This is a genomic window from Delftia sp. S65, from assembly GCF_016516495.1.
Taxonomy (GTDB): Bacteria; Pseudomonadota; Gammaproteobacteria; order Burkholderiales; family Burkholderiaceae_C; genus Comamonas; species Comamonas acidovorans.
In genome coordinates, this window is record NZ_JACVUR010000041.1 from 33,592 (window position 1) to 54,023 (window position 20,432).

A 20,432-nucleotide genomic window follows, 5' to 3' on the forward strand; every position below is an offset into this window, starting at 1 on the left:
GGCTTTCGGGCAAAGGGAACAGCGCGCCACGGGCGCAGAAAGAAACGGCAAGGCGCTCAGGCCGACAGCAGCAAGGCTTGCGCGCCCTGCGCCGCAGCTGCCACGCGGGCAGCGGCCAGAGGCTCGGCCATGCGGGCAATGCTCACGACATGGGCCACCGGCGCGAAGGTTCGCCGGTGCTCCTCGCAGGCACCGTGCAGGCGCAGCGCCGCAAGGTGGGCCGCCGTGCCGTAGCCCTTGTGGCCGTCGAAGCCGTATTCCGGATATTGCTCATGCAGCCGTTCGCACCAGCGGTCGCGCGTGACCTTGGCCAGAATGGAGGCGGCCGAGATGGCCTGCACCAGCGAGTCCCCCTTGACGATGGCCTCGGCCTGCACATCCAGCACGGGCAGCTGGTTGCCATCCACCAGCACGAGCACCGGCTTCAGGCGCAGACCCAGCACCGCGCGGCGCATGGCGAGCAGCGTGGCCTGCAGGATGTTCAAGCGATCAATCTCTTCGACCGAGGCCTCGGCAATGCTGCAGCACAGCGCCTTGGCACGAATCTCGTCATAGAGTGCCTCGCGGCGCGCAGCCGTGAGCTTCTTGGAATCGTTCAGGCCCTCGATGGGATTGAGATCGTCAAGAATGACAGCAGCGGCCACGACAGGGCCGGCCAACGGGCCGCGGCCCGCTTCGTCCACGCCCGCAACCAACCCCGGCGGATGCCAGGGCAGGCACGCCTGTTCAGGCGGCAGTGGGGGCAATGATTTTCTCGATCGCATGGGCGGCCAGTTCGGCAGTATCGCGCCGCAATTCATGGTGCAGCGCTGTGAAGCGCTGTACCAGCGCCTCGACGGTTGAAGGGGAATGTTCGCACGCCTGCAGCCATTGCAGCACAGCCGCGCTCAGCGCCTGGGGCGTTGCCGCATCCTGGATCAGCTCGGGCACGACGAAATCGCCGCACAGGATGTTGGGCAGGCCCACCCAGGGCTGCAACTGCTTGCCACGCATCAGGCGCCAGCTCCAGGGGTGCATGTTGTAGCCGATCACCATGGGGCGCTTGTACAACGCGGCTTCCAGCGTGGCCGTGCCGCTGGCGATCAACGTCACGTCGCAGGCTGCCAATGCATCATGGGACTGGCCGCGCACGATGTGCAGCGACGAGGCCATGCCGGACTCCTGGGCAATGCGCCGCAACTCGTCCAGTTGCGAAGGCACGGCAGGCACTACTATTTTAATAGCTGGCAGCGCCTTTCGGACCAAAGCTGCAGCCTGAAAGAAACGGGCTGCAAGATAGCGGATTTCGGAGCGTCGGCTGCCGGGCAGCACGGCCAGCACCAGACAATCTTCCGGCAGACCCAGCCGACGGCGCGCGGCGGCACGGTCGGGCTGCAGCGGAATCACGCTGGCCAGGGGATGACCCACGTAGGTGGCATCTATGCCGTGACGGGCCAGCAACTCGGGCTCGAAGGGAAAGATGCACAGCACATGGTCGGCCGCACGCCGGATTTTCTCGACGCGATCGGCACGCCAGGCCCAGATCGAGGGGCAGACGAAATGCACGGTCTTGATGCCCGCAGCCCGCAGATCGGTCTCCAGGCCCAGGTTGAAGTCGGGCGCATCGATGCCGACAAAAACGGCTGGCGGCTGCTTGAGCAGGCGCTGGCGCAACTGCCGGCGGATGTTCAGAATCTCGGCCAGCCGGCGAAACACTTCCCAGCTGTAGCCATGCACGGCCAGCCGCTCGCAGGACCACCATGCCTCAAAACCGCGCTGCTGCATTTGGGGCCCGCCGATGCCAAAGGCCGAAGCCTCGGGCCAGCGGGCCTGCAGCCCACCCAGGAGCAAGGACGCCAGCAGGTCGCCTGAGGTTTCCCCGGCGACCATGGCAATCGATGGACTCAGGCGCGCCAATGGCGCCGCGTTCTCTGTCATGCCGTCCTTTCGCGCGCCGGATCAGCGCGCAATGCCCCGGGTCGAAGCGGCCAGAAAATCCAGCATCAGCGATACATCGGCAGCGGCCTCGGGCTGCTCGCCAGCCAGCGCTCCGATGGCGTCGCGCGCGGCCTCCAGGGTCAGCCCCTGGCGATACAGCAGACGGTGCATCTGCTTGATGGCCTGGATACGCTGCGGCCCGAATCCGCGCCGGCGCAGGCCTTCGATATTGAAGCCACGCACGGACAGGGGATTGCCATCCACCATCATGAAGGGCGGCACATCCTGCGAGATATGGCTGGCAAAGCCCGCCATGGCATGGGCCCCCACCTTGGTGAACTGGTGCACGCCCGTCAGGCCGCCCAGGATCACATGGTCGCCCACATGCACGTGGCCGGCCAGGGTGGCATTGTTGGCCAGGATGGTGTGGCTGCCCACGACGCAGTCGTGGGCCACATGCACATAGGCCATGATCCAGTTGTCATGGCCGATGACCGTGACACCCTGGTCCTGCACGGTGCCCGCATTGAAGGTGCAGAACTCGCGCACCGTGTTGCGGTCACCGATGACAAGCCGCGTGGGCTCGCCTGCGTACTTCTTGTCCTGGGGCTGCGCGCCCAGGGACGCGAACTGGAAAATCCGGTTGTCGCAACCAATGCGGGTATGGCCTTCGACAACGCAATGCGCGCCAATCGTGGTGCCGGCGCCGATTTCCACATGCGGCCCGATGACGGCATAGGGGCCGACCGACACCGATGAATCCAGCTGTGCAGCGGAATCTATCAGTGCCGTGGGATGGATGCGTTCAATGCCAGCCATGCGCCCGTCAGCCCACGTTGCGCATGGTGCACATCAGCTCGGCTTCGCAGGCCACTTCGTCCTCGACGCGGGCCACGCCCTTGAACTTCCAGATGCCGCCGCGAACGCGATCGATGGTGATCTCCAGCACCAGCTGGTCGCCCGGCTCCACGGGGCGCTTGAAGCGCGCACCGTCGATGCCCACGAAGTAGTAGATGTTGTTTTCGTCGGGAACCTGGCCCATGGCATCGAAGGCCAGCAGGCCGGCAGCCTGCGCCAGCGCCTCCAGGATGAGCACGCCCGGCATGACGGGACGGCCTGGGAAATGGCCCATGAAATAGGGCTCGTTGAACGTGACGTTCTTGATCGCCTTGATGCGTGTATTGCGCTCAAGCTCCGTGACCTTGTCCACCAGCAGGAAGGGGTAGCGGTGGGGCAGTTGCTTGAGAATTGCGTGAATATCCATCATTGCGTTCCGTTATGGCCTTGATCCGCCGATTGCTGCAGTTGCCGCTCCAGGGCCTTGATGCGATCGCGCATGGAGTGCAGCTGCTTCAGCGTCGCAGCATTTTTTTCCCATTTGGCGTTTTCATCCACGGGAAACATGCCCGTGTAAACACCTGATTGTGTCAGCGAACGGGTCACTACCGTCGCTGCCGAAATATGCACCCTGTCGGCCAGCTGCAGATGGCCCAGCACGATGGCGCCGCCTCCCACGGTGCAATGCGCGCCAATGCGCGCGCTGCCGGCCACCCCCACGCAACCGGCCATGGCCGTATGCTTGCCGACGTGCACGTTGTGACCGATCTGGATCAGATTGTCGAGCTTGACCCCGTCCTCGATCACCGTGTCGTCCAGCGCTCCGCGGTCTATGCAGGTATTGGCGCCGATTTCCACATCGTCGCCGATCCGCACGCCACCGAGCTGCTCGATCTTCACCCATGCTCCGTTCTCAGGCGCAAACCCGAAGCCGTCCGCTCCCAGCACCACGCCGGAATGCAGCAGACAGCGCGCCCCCACATGGCAGTTCTCGCCAATGGTGACGCGCGACTTGAGCACGGTGTGGGCACCGATGGTGGCACCCTCTTCAACCACGCAGAGCGGGCCGATCGTGGCAGAGGCATCAACGATGGCACTCTCGTGCACCACCGCGCTTGGATGAATACCGGCCGGCGCCACAGACCTGCAGTTCCGCTTCCACCACTGCGTGGCCCTGGCGAAGTAGGCATACGGGTCAGGGACCACGATGCAGGCACCCCGCTGCTGCGCCAGTTCACGCATGGCGGGCGCCACAATAACGCAGGCCGCCTCGGAGGCGGCCAGTTGCTGGCGGTAGCGGGGGTTGCTCAGAAAACTGAGATCCCCGGCCCCGGCGGAATCCAGCGGTGCGATGCGGGAGATGGACATCTCCCTTTCGCCACCGACCAGTTCGCCACCGAGTGCATCGAGGATCTGACCCAACAATACGCTCACGGCATGCAGCCCTGGACGCTGGCTTACTTGCCGCCGCCGTTCAGCGCCTTGATCACTTTGTCAGTGATGTCGTACTTGGGGTTGATGTAGACGGCCTCCTGGAGGATGACGTCGTACTTCTCGGATTCGGCCACTTGCTTGACCACCTTGTTGGCGCGCTCCAGCACTTGTGCCAGTTCCTCGTTCTTGCGGGAGTTCAGGTCTTCCTGGAACTCACGGCGCTTGCGCTGGAACTCGCGGTCCTGGTCCACCAGCTGACGCTGACGGGAGACGCGCTGGCTTTCGGCCATGGTGGGCGCTTCACGCTCGAACTTCTCCGAAGCGCTCTTGAGCGTATTGCCCTGGTCGACCAGTTCCTTCTCACGCTTGGAGAATTCCTGCTCCAGCTTGGACTGCGCAGCCTTGGCCGTCGACGCTTCACGGAAGATGCGGTCCGTGTTCACAAAGCCGGCCTTGAACTCTTGAGCATGCGCAGAAACAGCCATGGCGCCAAGCAGCACAGCCAGGGAAAAATGGCTAGATAGAGATTTCATTAGAAAGAGGTTCCGATTTGGAATTGCAGTCGCTGGATTTTATCCCCGGTCTGCTTGCGGATGGGTTGAGCAAAGGCGAGACGCAAGGGGCCCAGCGGGGAAATCCAGCTGATGCCCAGGCCCGTGGAAGCCCGCAGCTCCCCGAGATCGAAGTTCTCGTTGGCCCCGTAGACATTGCCCACATCGAGGAATGTAAAAAGACGCAAAGTCCTGTCATTGCCGGCACCGGGGAAGGGAATCATGAACTCTGCGTTCAAGGTCACCTTCTTGGAGCCGCCAAGCGCCAGGTTTTCCTTGGTGTCGCGCGGACCCAGCGAGCCCTGCTCGAAGCCACGCACCGAGCCCAGGCCACCCGAGAAGAAGTTCTTGAACAGCGGGAACGGACGGCCATTGAGGCCCTTGCCGTAGCCCAGTTCACCGTTCAGTGCCAGCGTGTACTTCTTGCTCAGAGGGATGTACTGCTGGATCTGGTAGTTGGCGCGCACATAGCGGGCCTCGCCACCCACCGACCACTCGGTGTTCAGGCGCTGGTAGAGACCGGAGTTGGGCGCCAGCGCGCTGTCACGGCTGTCGCGTGACCAGCCCAGGGTCAGCGGAATGCCGGTGTTGGAGTAGCCGTACTTGTCGGCATAGTCCTTGTACGCCTGGGGCAGGTAGGTGCCGGGCTTGATTTCGGAGCGCTCCACGCCGCCGCCGAAATACACGGTGTCGATCTCGCTGAAGGGCACGCCAAAGCGCACGCTGCCGCCCGAGGTGACGATCTTGTAGGCCGCATCGTCGTAGTAGGGGCGGTCAGTGCGGTAGTACAGGTCGTAGGTGCGCGAGATGCCCGTGTCCGTGAAGTACGGATCCGTGGTGGACAGCACCATGGTGCGGCGGTACTTGCTGGTATTCACGTCCACGCCCAGGTAGTTGCCCGAGCCGAACACGTTTTCCTGCTTGATGCCGAACGACAGCGAAACCTTTTCGGCACTGGAGAAGCCAGCACCCAGTTGCAGCGAACCCGTGGGCTTTTCAGCCACCGAGATGACCAGATCCACCTGGTCGGGCGAACCCGCCACTTCCTGGGTTTCGACGTTGACCTCGGTGAAGAAGCCCAGGCGGTCCACACGGTCGCGCGACAGGCGGATCTTGTCGCCGTCATACCAGGAGGCCTCGTACTGGCGGAATTCGCGGCGGATCACTTCGTCGCGCGTGCGGTTGTTGCCACTGAGATTGATGCGTCGCACATAGGCGCGGCGAGAAGGCTCGGCGTGCAGCACCAGGGCCACGCGGTTGGTTGCACGGTCGATGTCCGGCACGGCCTCGACGCGTGCAAAGGCAAAGCCGAAGTTGCCGAAGTGCTCGGTGAAGGCCTTGGTCGTCGCCGTGACCTGGTCGGCGTTGTAGGGCTCGCCGGGCTTGATCTTGACCAGGGACTTGAATTCGTCGTCGCGGTCCAGGTAGTTGCCTTCCAGCTTGACGCCGGAGACCACGAAGCGCTCGCCTTCATGGACGTTGAGCGTGAGCGAGATGGTCTGCTTGTCGGGCGAGATGGCCACCTGTGTGGAGTCCACACGGAACTCCAGGTAACCACGCTGCAGGTAGTACGAGCGCAGCGTTTCCAGGTCGGCGTTGAGCTTGTTGCGCGCATAGCGGTCCGACTTGGTGTACCAGCTCATCCAGTTGCCGGTGTCCTGATCGAACAGGTCCTTGAGCGTGGATTCGCTGAAGGCCTTGTTGCCGACGATGTGGATCTCGTTGATGCGGGCCGGATCGCCCTCGGTCACCGTGAAGGTCAGGTTGACGCGGTTGCGCTCGATGGGCGTGACCGTGGTGACGACCTCCGCGCCATAAAGGCTGCGGTTGATGTACTGGCGCTTGAGCTCCTGCTCGGCACGGTCGGCCAGGGCCTTGTCGAAGGGACGACCTTCTGCCAGACCCACATCGCGCATGGCCTTTTGCAGGGTTTCCTTGTCGAACTCCTTGGTGCCGGCGAAGTTCACCTCGGCGATGGTCGGGCGTTCTTCGACGACGACAACGAGCACGTTGCCATTGGCCTCGAGGCGGATGTCCTTGAACAATCCCAGCGCGAACAGCGAGCGGATCGCAGCTGCGCCCTTGTCATCGTCATACTGGTCGCCCACGCGCAGCGGGATGGATGCGAAGACCGTGCCCGGCTCCACGCGCTGCAGGCCTTCGATGCGGATGTCCTGTACCCGGAAGGGCTCCAGCGCCCAGGCTGCATTGGCAGCCAAAACCATGGCAGCCAGGGTCGATGCAGCGCGCACGCCCAGGCGATTGATACGTTTAGTCATGAATGGATTTGCCGCCGCTGCGGCTTGCCGAAAACGGCTGAAAAGTTAGCCCCAAAGCCGGTTGATATCGTTGAAAAAGGCGACGGACATCATCATCATCAAAACCGCCACACCTGCACGCTGCAAGCGTCCGGCCCAGACTTCCGACACGCTTCGGCCAGTCACGCCCTCCCAAAGATAATACATCAGGTGCCCGCCATCGAGCACCGGCAGGGGGAGCAAGTTGAGAACCCCCAGGCTGATGCTTATCAGCGCCAGGAACGAAAGATATTGAACCAGGCCCATGCTGGCCGAACGCCCTGCATAGTCGGCAATGGTCAAGGGGCCGCTGATGTTCTTGAGCGATGCCTCACCTATCACCATGCGGCCCATCATGCGCAGCGTCAGCGACGACAGCTCCCAGGTGCGCTGCACGCCAGCCCACAGGCCTTCCAGCGGACCGCGCTGCACCAGAGCCATCTCGGGAGCGCTGCCGATGTAGGCACTGATGCGGGCAATGCTCTCCTTGCCATCTTCCGAGCGGCCCAGATCGGGCAGCACGGGGATCTGCAGTTGCCTGCCATCGCGCTCCACGAGCCAGACCTGCTGCTGGACCTGGCCCGATGCACCCATCTTGCGGATGAGATTGCGCAGTTGGGTGCCGTCATCCACTGGGGTGCTGCCCACGCGCAGCACCAGGTCGCCCTGGCGCAAGCCGGCCTTTTCGGCGGCACCACCGGCAATCACCTTGTCCAGCACGGGCTGCGTCCAGGGCCCCAGCAGGCCCAGGCGCTCGAAGAAGGCGGCATCGGGCTCGCCCTGCACCTGCCCGGCCAGCGCCAGCCGCAGTTCGGACGGAGCGGTGCGCCGGCCCTGGAGCACTTCCATGCGCACCGACTCGTCATCGAGCGCGGCGCGCGTCAGTGTCCAGCGCAGATCATTGATGGAGCGGACCTCTTCCCACTCCTGGTCGCCCAAGGCGATGCGCAGCACGCGATCACCGCCCTGCACGCCCGCCATCTGCAGCACCGTGCCCGCCGGCGGCGTGGCCAATCGCGCCACGGGCTCCTGCATGCCCATCCAATTGACGATGGCCAGCAGCGCAATGGCCAGCACGAGATTGGCCACCGGGCCTGCCGCCACGATGGCCGCACGTGACCGCAGCGGCTGGGTGTTGAATGCCAGATGGCGCTGATCGGCCGGAACTTCGCCCTCACGCTCGTCGAGCATGCGCACATAGCCGCCAAGCGGCAGTGCACCGATGACGAATTCCGTGTCCGAACCTTTGCGCTTCCAGCGCAGGATGGGGCGACCGAAGCCGACGGAAAACCGAAGCACCTTCACGCCGCAGGCCACAGCGACGCGGTAGTGGCCCCACTCGTGGACGGCAATCAGCACGCCCAGCGCGACCACGAATGCAACTACGGTCAGCAACAATTGATACTCCTTTGAATCCAATGCGCACCTGGATACCGCCGCAGGCCCCCCGAGAAACCCGGTCTGGCCCGCGAAGCCGGCATTACAGTTGCCACTGCCGCGCCACGGTGTGCGCGATTTCGCGGGCCTGGGCGTCCAGGGCCAGCAGATCGTCCAGGCTGCCCAGTGTAGGCGGCAGCAAGGTTTCGAGAGTGCGCAAATTCACAGCGTGGATACGGTCAAATGCCAGGCGTCGCTCCAGGAAGGCGGCAACGGCGACTTCATTGGAAGCATTGAGAACGGCCGTAGTTCCCTCGCTGGCGAGCAGCGCCTGCCAGGAAAGATGCAGGCCCGGAAAGCGCACGGCATCCGCCTCTTCAAAGGTCAGGGCCGACAGCTTCGCGAAATCCAGGGGCGCTGCGCCGCTGGCGATGCGCCGTGGCCAGGCCAGGCCGCAGGCGATGGGCACGCGCATGTCGGGCGTGCCCAGTTGTGCCAGCACCGAGGCATCCTTGAACTGCACCATGGAGTGCACGATCTGCTGCGGGTGGATGACGACCTTGATCTTGTCGGGAGCCATGTCGAACAGCCAGCGTGCCTCGATGACCTCCAGCGCCTTGTTCATCATGGTCGCCGAGTCTACGGAGATCTTGCGCCCCATGGAGAAGTTCGGGTGCGCGCAGGCCTGCTCCGGCGTGATCTCGGACAAGGTGGCCGGATCGCGCAGGCGAAAGGGTCCGCCCGACGCCGTGAGCAGCAGACTGTCCACGCGATCGGGCCAGCTGGCTCGGTCTTCCGGCAGGCACTGGAAAATGGCCGAATGCTCGCTGTCTATGGGCAGCAGGGTCGCGCCGTGGCGCTTGACCGTGTCCATGAACAATGCGCCGCCAACGACCAGAGCCTCCTTGTTGGCCAGCAGCAGGCGCTTGCCCGCGCGCGCGGCCGCCAGACAAGGCGCAAGGCCCGCCGCACCGACGATGGCCGCCATGACGGCATCGACCTCGGGATGCGAGGCGATCTGCTCCAGCGCGTCTGGCGACTGCAGCACTTCGGTCGCCAATCCATTGCTGCGCAGCTGCTCAGCCAGCAGCTTCGCGTGTGGCGCGCTGGCCATGACGGCATAGGCGGGCTTGAATTCGGCACACTGGCGCAGCATCAGGTCCACTTGCGTGGCCGCGCTGAGTGCAAAGACCTCGTAGTGCTCGCGGTGGCGCGCCACCACGTCCAGCGTATTGGTACCGATGGAGCCCGTGGAGCCCAGGACGGTGATTTTCTGCTTCATGAATGCGCGAAAGAGGAAAGCATCATGGCCAGCGGCAGGGTCGGCAGCAGGGCATCGACGCGGTCAAGCACGCCGCCATGGCCGGGCAGCAGACCACTGCTGTCCTTGACGCCCACGCTGCGCTTGACCAGGGATTCGACCAGATCGCCGACCACGCTCATCGCGGCCATGAACACAACCGCCAGCAGCAGGAACCAGGCCCCGCGCGCCAACAGCAACGAATAGAAACTGGGCACGGCCACCGCGTAGTGGCGGTCCGCCCAGACCCAGGCCAAGGCCAGCACCAGCACGCCGGCCATGCCGCCCCACACGCCTTCCCAGCTCTTGCCGGGACTGATGGACGGCGCGAGCTTGGACTTGGTGAATTTCAGGCCCAGGGTCCGGCCTGCGAAATAGGCAAAGACATCGGCCACCCAGACCAGCACCAGCACCGACAGCAGGAAATTGATGCCCATCATGCGCGCCTGCACCACGGCCACCCAGGCCAGCCACAGGGCCAGCACTCCGCCAACCAGTCGCACAGGCCCTGCAATGCGCGGCCAGCCGGCCACGCCTGCGCGCAGCAGTGCCGCGCCGCCCAGCACCCAGGCGGAGCCAGCGACCACCCAGACCGCGGTCAGGGGACGCTCCAGCCAGCCCGCGGCCCAGGTCCCCACGCACATCGCCGTGCAGATGGCACCTATGCCGATGGCACCAGCGGAGCCAAAGCCGTTGAGACGGCCCCATTCCCAGGCACCCGCTGCCATGAGCACGAGCACCACCACGGCGAACGGAACGCCCGTCGGATAGAACAGCGCAGGCAGCAAGATGGCCAGCAGGATCAGGGCGGTGATGACTCGCTGCTTGAGCATGGCTCCCCCTTGTTCAGGTCGTCTGTTGATGGGACGACTTCGATTGTGATTGGTGTACTTGCGCGGAGGTCTGGCCGAAGCGCCGCTCGCGCGAAGTGAAGGCGGCAATGGCCTCGTCCAGGCAGGCCTCGTCGAAATCAGGCCACAGGCTGGCACTGAAGAAGAGCTCTGAATACGCGGCCTGCCACAACAGGAAGTTGCTGATGCGCATCTCCCCGCCAGTGCGGATCAGCAGGTCCGGGTCGGGCACATGGGACAGCGCGAGTGCACGGTCCAGGCTCTGCGGAGTGATGGGCTCGCCCTGCTCTGCCAGCCGGGCTGCGGCCTGGGCAATGTCCCAGCGCCCGCCGTAGTTGAAGCAGACATTGAGCACCAGGCGGTTGTTGTGTGCCGTGACCTGCTCGGCCTGGGCCAGGCCTGCGCACACTTTCTCGCTCAGGCCACTGCGGTCGCCGATGAAGTGCAGACGCACGCCATCGCGGCTCAGTTGCTGCACTTCCTTGGCAAGGGCATTGGCCAGCAGGCCCATGAGACCGGAAACCTCCTCTTCGGGGCGGTTCCAGTTCTCGGAAGAGAAAGCGAAGACGGTCAGGACCTGCACGCCGCGCTGGACGCAGGCGCGGGCACAGCGGCGCAGCGATTCCACGCCCTGCTTGTGGCCGGCCAGTCGCGGCAGAAAGCGGCGATTGGCCCAGCGTCCATTGCCATCCATGATGACGGCAATATGGCGCGGCACCGCGCCGGAGTCTTGGTTTGTCAAAGGTACGGGCCCTGAGGCAAGCGAGGCAGAACGCCTCAGACCGCCATGATGTCTTGTTCCTTGGCAGCCACCAGCGCGTCGATCTCGGTGATGTGCTTGTCGGTCATCTTCTGGACATCGGCTTCGCAACGCTTTTGGTCGTCTTCCGAGGCTTCCTTGTCCTTGACCAGCTTCTTGACGGCTTCGTTGGCGTCGCGGCGCAGGTTGCGCACGGCGATCTTGGAAGCTTCGCCTTCGTTGCGGGCCAGCTTGGTCATTTCCTTGCGGCGTTCCTCGCTCATCGGAGGCATGGGCACGCGGATCAGATCGCCCAGCGAGGCAGGGTTCAGGCCCAGATCGCTTTCGCGAATGGCCTTCTCCACCTTGGCGGACATGCTCTTTTCCCAGGGCTGCACGCTGATGGTGCGCGCGTCGAGCAGGTTCACGTTGGCCACCTGGGACAGCGGCACCATGGAGCCGTAGTAATCCACATGGATGGAGTCCAGCAGCGAGGGGTTGGCACGGCCGGTACGCACACGCGCAAGATTGTTCTTGAGCGCTTCGATGGACTGGCCCATCTTGGACTCGGTGGTCTTCTTGATGTCTGCAATCGTCATGTTCTTGTTCCTTGAAGAGCTGTGAAACGCGGGATCAAAACGCTCAAGCGTACACCAGCGTGCCCTCATCCTCGCCCATGACCACGCGCTTGAGCGCGCCGGGCTTGATGATGGAGAACACCCGGATCGGCAGCTTCTGATCGCGGCACAGCGCAAAGGCAGTGGCGTCCATGATGCCCAGGTTGCGCGAAATGGCCTCGTCGAAAGCCAGCTTGTGATAGCGGGTCGCGTTGGGATTCTTCATCGGGTCGTCGGTGTATACACCATCGACCTTGGTGGCCTTGAGCACCACTTCGGCACCGATCTCCGCGCCGCGCAGTGCCGCGGCCGTATCGGTCGTGAAGAACGGGTTGCCGGTGCCGGCGGCGAACACCACCACCTTGCCCTCTTCGAGATACTGCAGGGCCTTGGGGCGCACATAGGGCTCCACGACCTGCTCGATGGCAATGGCCGACATGACACGGGCGATGAGGCCCTGCTTGTCCATGGCATCGGCCAGGGCCAGGGCATTCATCACGGTGGCCAGCATGCCCATGTAGTCGGCGGTGGCGCGGTCCATTCCGACCGAACCACCAGCCACGCCACGGAAAATATTCCCTCCACCGATCACCACGGCCACCTGGACACCCACGCGGGTGACTTCGGCGATTTCGGAGACCATGCGCTCGATGGTGGCACGGTTGATGCCGAACGAGTCGTCGCCCATGAGCGCCTCACCGGACAGCTTGAGCAGGATGCGCTTGTGGGCCGGTGCGGCGTTGGACATGGTGTTTCTCCGAAAGGTGGATGGTGGTGGATGGTGAAGGGAACGGTTCAGGCGCTCAGACGAATCAGGCGCCGGCCTTGGCAGCGGCCACTTGGGCAGCCACTTCGGCAGCGAAGTCGTCAACCTTCTTTTCGATGCCTTCGCCGACCACGTACAGGGTGAAGCCCTTGACGTTGGTGTTGGCGGCCTTGAGCATCTGGGCCACGGTCTGCTTGCCGTCGGCAGCCTTCACGAAGACTTGGTCGGCCAGCGAGACTTCCTTCAGGTACTTCTGAACCGAGCCTTCGACCATCTTGGCGACGATCTCGGCAGGCTTGCCGGATTCGGCAGCCTTGGCGGCAGCAACGGTGCGTTCCTTTTCGATCAGCTCGGCAGGCACGTCAGCGCTGGTCACGGACACAGGCTTCATGGCGGCCACGTGCATGGCGACGTCCTTGGCAGCGGTTGCATCGCCTTCGAACTCGACGATCACGCCGATGCGCGAACCGTGCAGGTACGAAGCCAGGCTGGTGCCGTCGAAACGCTTGAAGCGGCGGAAGGACATGTTCTCGCCGATCTTGCCGATCAGGCCCTTGCGCACGTCTTCCAGGGTGGGGCCGAAACCGTCCTGCTCATAGGCCAGGGCGCTCAGCGCGGCCACGTCAGCGGGGTTTTGCTCGGCGACCAGCTTGGCGGCGGCATTGGCCATCGCGATGAAGCTGTCGTTCTTGGACACGAAGTCGGTTTCGCTGTTGACTTCGATCATGGCACCCTTGTTGCCATCGATGAAGGCGGTGATCACGCCTTCGGCGGTCACGCGCGAGGCAGCCTTGCCAGCCTTGGTGCCCAGCTTGACGCGCAGCAGCTCTTCGGCCTTGACCAGATCGCCCTCGGCTTCGGTCAGGGCCTTCTTGCATTCCATCATGGGCGCGTCAGTCTTTGCGCGCAGTTCAGCCACCATGCTTGCGGTAATTGCAGCCATCGTATTTCTCCAATGTCAGTTCGATTCGTTACAGGATTTCGGCTAAAAAAACGGGGCTACCCTGAGCCCCGCTTCTTATTCAGCGACGAGGTCGCTCAGCCGGACAAGCTCAATCAGGCAGCGGATTCTTCCACTTCCACGAACTCGTCACCGCTCTCGCCGGATGCAGCCTTGACCACGTCGGTCAGTGCAGCAGCGCGGCCTTCCAGGATCGCGTCGGCGATGCCTTGGGCGTACAGTTGCACAGCCTTGGCAGAGTCGTCGTTACCGGGGATGACATAGTCGATGCCTTCGGGGTTGTGGTTGGAGTCAACCACGCCAACCAGGGGGATGCCCAGCTTCTTGGCTTCGGCCACGGCGATCTTGTGGAAGCCCACGTCGATCACGAAGATGGCGTCGGGCAGGCTGTTCATGTCCTGGATGCCGCCAATGTCCTTTTCCAGCTTTTCCAGTTCGCGAACGAACATCAGCTGTTCCTTCTTGCTCATGGCTTCCAGGCCGGCTTCTTGCTGGGCCTTCATTTCCTTCAGACGCTTGATGGACGTCTTGACGGTCTTGAAGTTGGTCAGCATGCCGCCCAGCCAACGCTGGTCAACGAAGGGCACGCCAGCGCGCTGGGCTTCTGCAGCCACCATCTCGCGGGCTTGGCGCTTGGTGCCGACCATCAGGATCGTGCCGCCGTTGGACGCCAGTTGCTTGACGAACTTCTGGGCGTCCTGGAACATCGGCAGCGACTTTTCCAGGTTGATGATGTGGATCTTGTTGCGGTGACCGAAGATGAAGGGGGCCATCTTGGGGTTCCAGAAACGGGTCTGGTGACCGAAGTGGACGCCTGCTTCCAGCATCTCGCGCATAGTGACGGACATATGAATACCTCAAAGGTTAGGTCTAAAATCCAGCCCGACAATTGCCCCCTGAAACACAGGGCGCAACACCTTGAAGGGACTGGTTTGCGATTGACTTTGCGCAGGATCCCCAAGCATGGGCAGGCGTTCTTGACGAACACCCCGCACCCAAAAGCTTTCACCTGACCCCCGGCAATCGCGGAGAAAATCAGGGGGAACCCCTAGCAAAGCCGCAAGATTCTAGCACACGCCACCCCTCAACCGAGGCTTAGCTCTCAAAGCGCGCTCACCACCCCTCACGGCCGCGGCAGTTGCACAACATGCACACACTCCTGTAGTGATAGCTGCATCCGCTTGATAATCCGGGCACTTCAGCAGATTCCACCCAAAAATGAACATCGCGATTGTGGGCGCCGGCAGCATTGGCGTTGCGACAGCCCACGCACTGGCACAGGCCGGCCACGAGGTCACCGTCTACGAGCGTCACGGCACCGCAGCCGAAGAAGCCAGCTTCGGACATGCCGGCTGGCTGGGCCCCAGCCTGCTCCAGCCCTGGAGCGTCCCCGGCCTTTCGACCGCCGAACGCTCCCCCGCCCTTCCCGGCCGGCAGGCCCTGCCGCGACTGGGCTCTGGAAACCTCGCAGCCCAGCTGCGCTGGCTATGGCAATGGCGCCAGGCCGGACGGCAACTGCGCAAAGGCAACGTGCCCACAGCCGCCATGGCAGCGCTGGAGGCGCTCACCCAGCGCAGCCAGCAGTTCCAGCAATCGCTGTGGCGGCAATGGGAGTTTGACCCGGAATATGTCGCCGGAAGCCTGGTGCTGCTGGGCAGCGAGGCCGAGCACGAACAACTCAAGCCTGCGCTGGACGCACTGGCCGAGGCCGGCACGCGCTGCGAGGCACTGGATGCCGCCCAGACCCGGCTGCGCGAACCCGCCCTGGGCGAGGAAACCACGCTCGCAGGCGCCCTGTATTTTCCACAGGCAGGCGCAGCCAATGGCCGCCTTGCCACGCTGATGTACCGCCAGGCAGCGCAGTCGGCAGGAGCACGATTCGAGACGCAGCGCCTGGTGCAGAGATTGCAGCCCGGCGGCGCCGGGCGCACCGCACGCCTGCAGTTGCTGGGCGAAGACACCCCCCGTTCGCACGACGCCATCGTCGTCTGCGCCGGCGCCGAGGCCGCGAACCTGCTCACGCCGCTGGGCCTGCGCCCACCCATGATCGCCCTGCACGGCTATGGCGTCAGCGCCCCTTTGCGCGAACAAGGTTATGCACCCCGCCACGCCATCGTGGACTGGAGTGAGCAGATGACCCTGGTCCGCCTGGGCCAGCGCATGCGCATCGTGGCCGGCGCGGAGCTGGGCCGCCGCAGCCCCATGCATGAGGCCACGCTGCAGCGCATGTATCACCGCCTCAACATGGTTTTTCCCGGCAGCGCGGTGCTGGCCTCGGGCGTGCAGATCTGGCATGGCACGCGCATGTGTACGGCCGATGGGCTGCCGCTGGTGGGCGCCAGCGGACTGCCCGGCATCTGGCTCAACCTGGGACACGGCAGCTGCGGCGCCGCCATCGCGCAGGGGTGCGCAAGCATGCTGAGCGACCTGATGGACAACCGCGCCAGCTTCCTGGACAGCGCACTGCTCGACCCGCGCCGCTTCGGCTGATCGCCACCCGTCCGCCACCCGGCGGCGGACCGCTATGCTCGGTCCATGCTGCGCATTCCCACATCCACCGCCTTGCCGCTGTTTGATACGGCGGCCACTCGCACCCTGGAACAGCAGGCGGCAGCCAGACTGCCCGCGCACAGCCTCATGCAACGCGCTGGTGCGGGCCTGGCACGCCTGGCACGCGCCATCGCTCCCCATGCACGCTGCATCTGGATAGCCTGTGGCCCCGGCAACAACGGCGGCGATGGTTTGCAGGCAGCCGCCTGGCTGCAACAAAGCCTGAATGCGGCGCCAGAAAAGGCCCGCAGTTGCCGCATTCTGGTCAGCTGCGTGCGCGAACGCGCCCACATGCCAGACGATGCACGCGCCGCCTGGGACGCCGCCCGCGAAGCCGGCGTGCAATGGACCGAGCACATGCCCGCCGACATGGGGCCACAGGACTTGTGCATTGACGCATTGCTGGGCATCGGCCTGCGCCAGCCAGACGCCGTAAGCCCACGCACCGGCACGAATGAGCGCCTGCTCACTCTGCTGCGCAGCCTGCAGTCCAGCACCAGCCCGGTCCTTTGCGCGGACATAGCCTCCGGACTGGATGCCGACACCGGGCAGTACCTGCCTGGATTCGCACCCCCGAACGCCCCGGCCAGCGCACGGCACACACTGGCGCTGCTGACGCTGCAGCCCGGACTGTTCACAGGAGGTGGCCGCGATGCCTGCGGCCAGATATGGTGGGATGACCTGGACACGGGACTGGCGAAAGGCGGGCCAATCCTCACTCCCCTGCCCTGCGCACAACTGTTTTCACCAGGCGCCAGCACCCCGCGCCCGCATGCCAGCCACAAGGGAAGCTTTGGCGACGTGGCCATTCTTGGCGGAGAGGGGCTGGGACAGCGCGGCCTTTCCATGACCGGCGCCGCCTGGCTGGCTGCCCTGGCCGCGCTGCATGGTGGCGCGGGGCGCGTGATGCTCGCCCTGCTCGATGCCTCGGCCGGGTCAGGCCAGGCCACCGCGCCCTGGCCCGAAATCATGCTGCGCAGCCCTGAAGCGCAGGACTGGCGCAGCACCACCGTGGCCTGCGGATGCGGGGGCGGCGTGGCGGTGCGCGCATGGCTGCCCCAGATACTGGAACAAGCCCCCAGGCTGGTGCTGGACGCAGACGCACTGAATGCCATTGCCGAAGATGAATCGCTGGCCTCGCTCTTGAAAGAGCGCCGCCAGCGCGACCTGCACACGGTGCTGACGCCCCACCCGCTGGAGGCCGCCCGCCTGCTGAAGACGAACACCGCACAGGTCCAGGCACAGCGGCTGCACGCCGCCAGGCAGCTCGCGCAACGCTTCGACTGCACCGCGCTGCTCAAAGGCTCCGGCACCGTGATCGCCGGCCCCCAGGAAGAGAGCGATGCACTGCCTTGCTGGATCAATCCCACGGGAAACGCCCGCCTGTCGACCGGAGGAACCGGCGATGTGCTCGCCGGGCTGATTGCTGCACTGTGGGCCCAGGACCTGGAGCCCACGCAGGCAGCAGCCCTGGCGGCCTGGCGCCATGGATTTGCAGCAGACAATTGGCCTGCGCACATCCCGTTCAGCGCCAGCGCACTGGCCCAGCAGCTCGGAGCATAAAAACCCTCAGGACTTGCGCCGGGGCTTGGATGTGTTGCCCGTCACCTTGGACTTGACGGCACCCAAGGCCTTCTTGCCCAAGGCGCGCAGCGCCTGCACCGGCGACGGTGGAGGCAGCTGCGGCAGGCCGTGGGCAGCAGCATCCGTGGCCGCAGGCTTGCGTGCCTCGGACTTGCGCGCCTCGGACGCCCGGCCTCTGCGGGGTCGCGCAGCGGAGCCAGCGGATGATGGTTCCGCAACCGCCTCGCTCATGTCGCTCTGCCGCGCCGTGGTGGCCGGGCGCGGCTGGGCATTCGCATATTCAGCTTCCAGCGCGGCCAGGTTCACCCCTTTGACCATGGCCTTTTTAGACGCCTTGCGCCCCTGCTTGCCGGCCGACGTCGCTGCATCAGACTCAGGCCTTGCACCGCCGGAGCCTCCCGAGTTGCGCTGCGCCCGTTTTTCCTTGGCATCGCGACGGCCCCATTTTTCGCCCTGATGGGTTTCCGTGCGCGCCGGCGTCCTGCCGGGCCGGCCCGAGGCCGGCTGCTCTTCGCCATCGCGCACCAGGCGGAAATCGATGCGCCGGCCATCCAGGTCCACGCGGCTGACCTGCACGCGCAGCCGCGTGCCGATGCCATAGCGAATTCCCGAGCGCTCGCCGCGCAGTTCCTGGCGCGCCTCGTCAAAGCGGAAATAGTCGCCGCCCAGCTCGGTGATGTGGACCAACCCCTCCACATACATGGCGTCGAGCGTGACGAAGATGCCGAAGGTGGTCACCGCAGAGACCATGCCGCCGAACTCCTCGCCCAGATGCTCGCGCATGTACTTGCACTTGAGCCAGGCTTCGACATCGCGACTGGCCTCGTCGGCGCGGCGCTCGTTGGCACTGCAGTGCAGGCCGGCGGCTTCCCAGGCCTGGACCTCGGCAGCGGGCGCGCGCTTGCGCGGCTTCTGGCCGGGTGGACTGACGCGTGATGCCAGACGCTTGGCCAGCTTGGCCTCGGCTTCTCCGGGGGTGGGCAGCTCGGGCAGGCGATAGTGCGTGCCTTCGAGCTCGGCCTTGATCACGCGGTGCACCAGCAAATCGGGATAGCGGCGGATCGGGCTGGTGAAGTGCGTATAGGCGTCGAATGCCAGGCCGAAGTGGCCCGAATTCTCGGGCGTGTAGAAGGCCTGCATCATCGAGCGCAGCAGCATGGTGTGGATCTGCTGGGAGTCGGGACGGTCCTTGGTGGCGTTGGCAATGGCCTGGAACTCGGACGTGGCCGGGTTCTCGCTCAGCGCCACACCGACACCCATGGCCTTCAGATAGTTGCGCAGAATGTCCTGCTTTTCCAGCGAGGGCTTGTCGTGCACGCGGAACAGGCCGACGCGACCGCTTTGCTCGATGAAGTCCGCACTGCAGACATTGGCGGCCAGCATGGCCTCCTCGATCAGCTTGTGCGCCTCGTTGCGCGTGCGCGGCACGATCTTCTCGATGCGGCCGTTCTCGTCACAGACGATCTGCGTCTCCGTGGTCTCGAAGTCCACGGCGCCGCGCGCCTCGCGCGACTTGAGCAGCGCCTGGTAGACGCCATGAAGATTGAGCAAGTCACCCACGCGCTCCGAGCGCCGGGCAGCCTCCGGGCCGCGCGTATTGGCCAGGATGGCCGCCACCTCGGTATAGGTGAAGCGCGCATGGCTGTGCATCACCGCCGGATAGAACTGATAGGCATGGATCTCGCCCTTGGCGGTGATCAGCATGTCGCAGACCATGCACAGGCGGTCCACATCGGGGTTGAGCGAGCACAGGCCATTGCTCAGCTTCTCGGGCAGCATGGGGATCACGCGGCGCGGGAAATAGACGCTGGTGGCGCGGTCATAGGCATCGATGTCGATGGCGCTGCCCGTGGTCACGTAGTGGCTCACATCGGCAATCGCCACCAGCAGGCGCCAGCCCTTGCTGCGCCCGACCTTGGCGGGCTCGCAGTAGACGGCATCGTCGAAATCGCGCGCGTCCTCGCCATCGATGGTCACCAGGGGCACATCGGTCAGGTCGATGCGCTTCTTGCAGTCGGCAGGCCGCACCCTGTCCGGCAGCGCCTTGGCCTGCGCCAGGCAGGCATCGGAAAACACATGCGGGACGCCGTACTTGCGCACCGCGATCTCGATCTCCATGCCGGGATCATCGACTTCACCGAGCACTTCGATGATGCGTCCCACGGGCTGGCCGAACAGCGCAGGCGCCTCGGTCAGCTCCACCACCACCACTTGGCCGATCTTGGCCGATCCTGTCGCATTGGCGGGGATCAGGATGTCCTGGCCGTAGCGCTTGTCCTCGGGCGCCACCAGCCACACACCGCTTTCCTGCAAGAAGCGGCCAATGATGTTGTGCGCAGGGCGCTCGATGATCTCGACCACACGGCCTTCAGGCCGGCCGCGGCGGTCCTGGCGCACGATGCGGACCTTCACGCGGTCCTTGTGCAGCACGGCACGCATTTCATTGGGGGGGAGGAAGATGTCGCCTTCGCCGTCATCGCGGATGACGAAGCCATGTCCGTCGCGGTGCCCCTGCACACTGCCCTCGATTTCGTCGTTCACATCGGCGCTTTTGGCGTGAGGGTTCATTTTCTTGGTATACAATCTAAATCTTTCCTGAGATGCCCAGGTGGCGGAATTGGTAGACGCACTAGTTTCAGGTACTAGCGGGT

The 20,432-nt window shown here is 64.6% G+C and carries 18 protein-coding genes; 2 read left to right on the forward strand and 16 right to left on the reverse strand.

The genetic code is table 11. The features are described 5' to 3' along the window. Positions 1–56 precede the first annotated feature (56 nt). The 15 genes from rnhB to rpsB all read right to left on the reverse strand — a co-directional run bounded on the left by rnhB (position 57) and on the right by rpsB (position 14,495). A complete protein-coding gene (rnhB, locus tag IAE24_RS24375) occupies positions 57–764 on the reverse strand; it encodes a ribonuclease HII (RefSeq protein WP_012206733.1) in 708 nt (235 codons plus the stop codon). Continuing rightward, positions 727–1,917 (reverse strand): lipid-A-disaccharide synthase, encoded by a 1,191-nt coding sequence (gene lpxB / locus IAE24_RS24380; RefSeq protein ID WP_097201686.1) that lies wholly within the window; start codon positions 1,915–1,917, stop codon positions 727–729. Before lpxB ends, rnhB begins: the two co-directional genes overlap by 38 nt. A 21-nt stretch (positions 1,918–1,938) precedes the next feature. Further along, entirely contained in the window at positions 1,939–2,736 is a 798-nt protein-coding gene (gene lpxA / locus IAE24_RS24385) for an acyl-ACP--UDP-N-acetylglucosamine O-acyltransferase (RefSeq protein ID WP_097201685.1), read from the reverse strand. A 7-nt stretch (positions 2,737–2,743) separates the two neighbouring features. Beyond that, on the reverse strand, positions 2,744–3,184 hold the full coding sequence (gene fabZ, locus IAE24_RS24390) for a 3-hydroxyacyl-ACP dehydratase FabZ (protein WP_012206736.1): 441 nt from the start codon (positions 3,182–3,184) through the stop codon (positions 2,744–2,746). Next, positions 3,181–4,188 carry a UDP-3-O-(3-hydroxymyristoyl)glucosamine N-acyltransferase gene (gene lpxD / locus IAE24_RS24395; RefSeq protein WP_034365561.1) on the reverse strand — a complete coding sequence of 336 codons (1,008 nt, stop codon included), beginning with the start codon at positions 4,186–4,188 and terminating at the stop codon, positions 3,181–3,183. Before lpxD ends, fabZ begins: the two co-directional genes overlap by 4 nt. A gap of 23 nt (positions 4,189–4,211) precedes the next feature. Further along, positions 4,212–4,721, reverse strand: coding sequence for an OmpH family outer membrane protein (locus IAE24_RS24400; RefSeq protein WP_013801453.1), 510 nt, complete (start codon positions 4,719–4,721; stop codon positions 4,212–4,214). Then, complete coding sequence (gene bamA / locus IAE24_RS24405; RefSeq protein WP_071956501.1) at positions 4,721–7,018, reverse strand: outer membrane protein assembly factor BamA; 2,298 nt, start codon at positions 7,016–7,018, stop codon at positions 4,721–4,723. Before bamA ends, IAE24_RS24400 begins: the two co-directional genes overlap by 1 nt. A 45-nt stretch (positions 7,019–7,063) precedes the next feature. After that, a complete protein-coding gene (gene rseP / locus IAE24_RS24410) occupies positions 7,064–8,434 on the reverse strand; it encodes an RIP metalloprotease RseP (RefSeq protein ID WP_043795909.1) in 1,371 nt (456 codons plus the stop codon). Between the two features lie 82 nt (positions 8,435–8,516). Beyond that, a complete protein-coding gene (ispC, locus tag IAE24_RS24415; protein WP_043819021.1) occupies positions 8,517–9,695 on the reverse strand; it encodes a 1-deoxy-D-xylulose-5-phosphate reductoisomerase in 1,179 nt (392 codons plus the stop codon). After that, complete coding sequence (locus IAE24_RS24420) at positions 9,692–10,546, reverse strand: phosphatidate cytidylyltransferase (RefSeq protein WP_063325296.1); 855 nt, start codon at positions 10,544–10,546, stop codon at positions 9,692–9,694. The genes ispC and IAE24_RS24420 overlap by 4 nt, the downstream gene beginning before the upstream one ends. A 13-nt stretch (positions 10,547–10,559) precedes the next feature. Beyond that, positions 10,560–11,306 (reverse strand): polyprenyl diphosphate synthase, encoded by a 747-nt coding sequence (gene uppS, locus IAE24_RS24425; protein WP_065346073.1) that lies wholly within the window; start codon positions 11,304–11,306, stop codon positions 10,560–10,562. A gap of 35 nt (positions 11,307–11,341) precedes the next feature. Further along, the gene (gene frr / locus IAE24_RS24430; protein ID WP_012206744.1) at positions 11,342–11,902 is read right to left on the reverse strand and encodes a ribosome recycling factor; all 561 of its coding nucleotides are present in this window, start codon (positions 11,900–11,902) and stop codon (positions 11,342–11,344) included. Between the two features lie 43 nt (positions 11,903–11,945). Then, a complete protein-coding gene (gene pyrH / locus IAE24_RS24435; protein ID WP_012206745.1) occupies positions 11,946–12,668 on the reverse strand; it encodes a UMP kinase in 723 nt (240 codons plus the stop codon). Between the two features lie 64 nt (positions 12,669–12,732). Continuing rightward, positions 12,733–13,629, reverse strand: a complete 897-nt coding sequence (gene tsf, locus IAE24_RS24440) for a translation elongation factor Ts (protein WP_013801447.1) — start codon at positions 13,627–13,629, stop codon at positions 12,733–12,735. Positions 13,630–13,742: 113 nt separating this feature from the next. Beyond that, positions 13,743–14,495 carry a 30S ribosomal protein S2 gene (rpsB, locus tag IAE24_RS24445; protein WP_012206747.1) on the reverse strand — a complete coding sequence of 251 codons (753 nt, stop codon included), beginning with the start codon at positions 14,493–14,495 and terminating at the stop codon, positions 13,743–13,745. 370 nt (positions 14,496–14,865) lie between these two features. On the opposite strand from rpsB, the gene IAE24_RS24450 reads away from it, so the two are divergent. Beyond that, entirely contained in the window at positions 14,866–16,137 is a 1,272-nt protein-coding gene (locus IAE24_RS24450; protein WP_199961916.1) for an FAD-dependent oxidoreductase, read from the forward strand. Between the two features lie 45 nt (positions 16,138–16,182). Next, a complete protein-coding gene (locus IAE24_RS24455; RefSeq protein WP_199961917.1) occupies positions 16,183–17,760 on the forward strand; it encodes an NAD(P)H-hydrate dehydratase in 1,578 nt (525 codons plus the stop codon). 6 nt (positions 17,761–17,766) lie between these two features. Here the strand turns inward: IAE24_RS24455 and rnr are convergent, their stop codons facing one another. Next, complete coding sequence (gene rnr / locus IAE24_RS24460; protein WP_199961918.1) at positions 17,767–20,349, reverse strand: ribonuclease R; 2,583 nt, start codon at positions 20,347–20,349, stop codon at positions 17,767–17,769. Between the last annotated feature and the right edge of the window lie 83 nt (positions 20,350–20,432).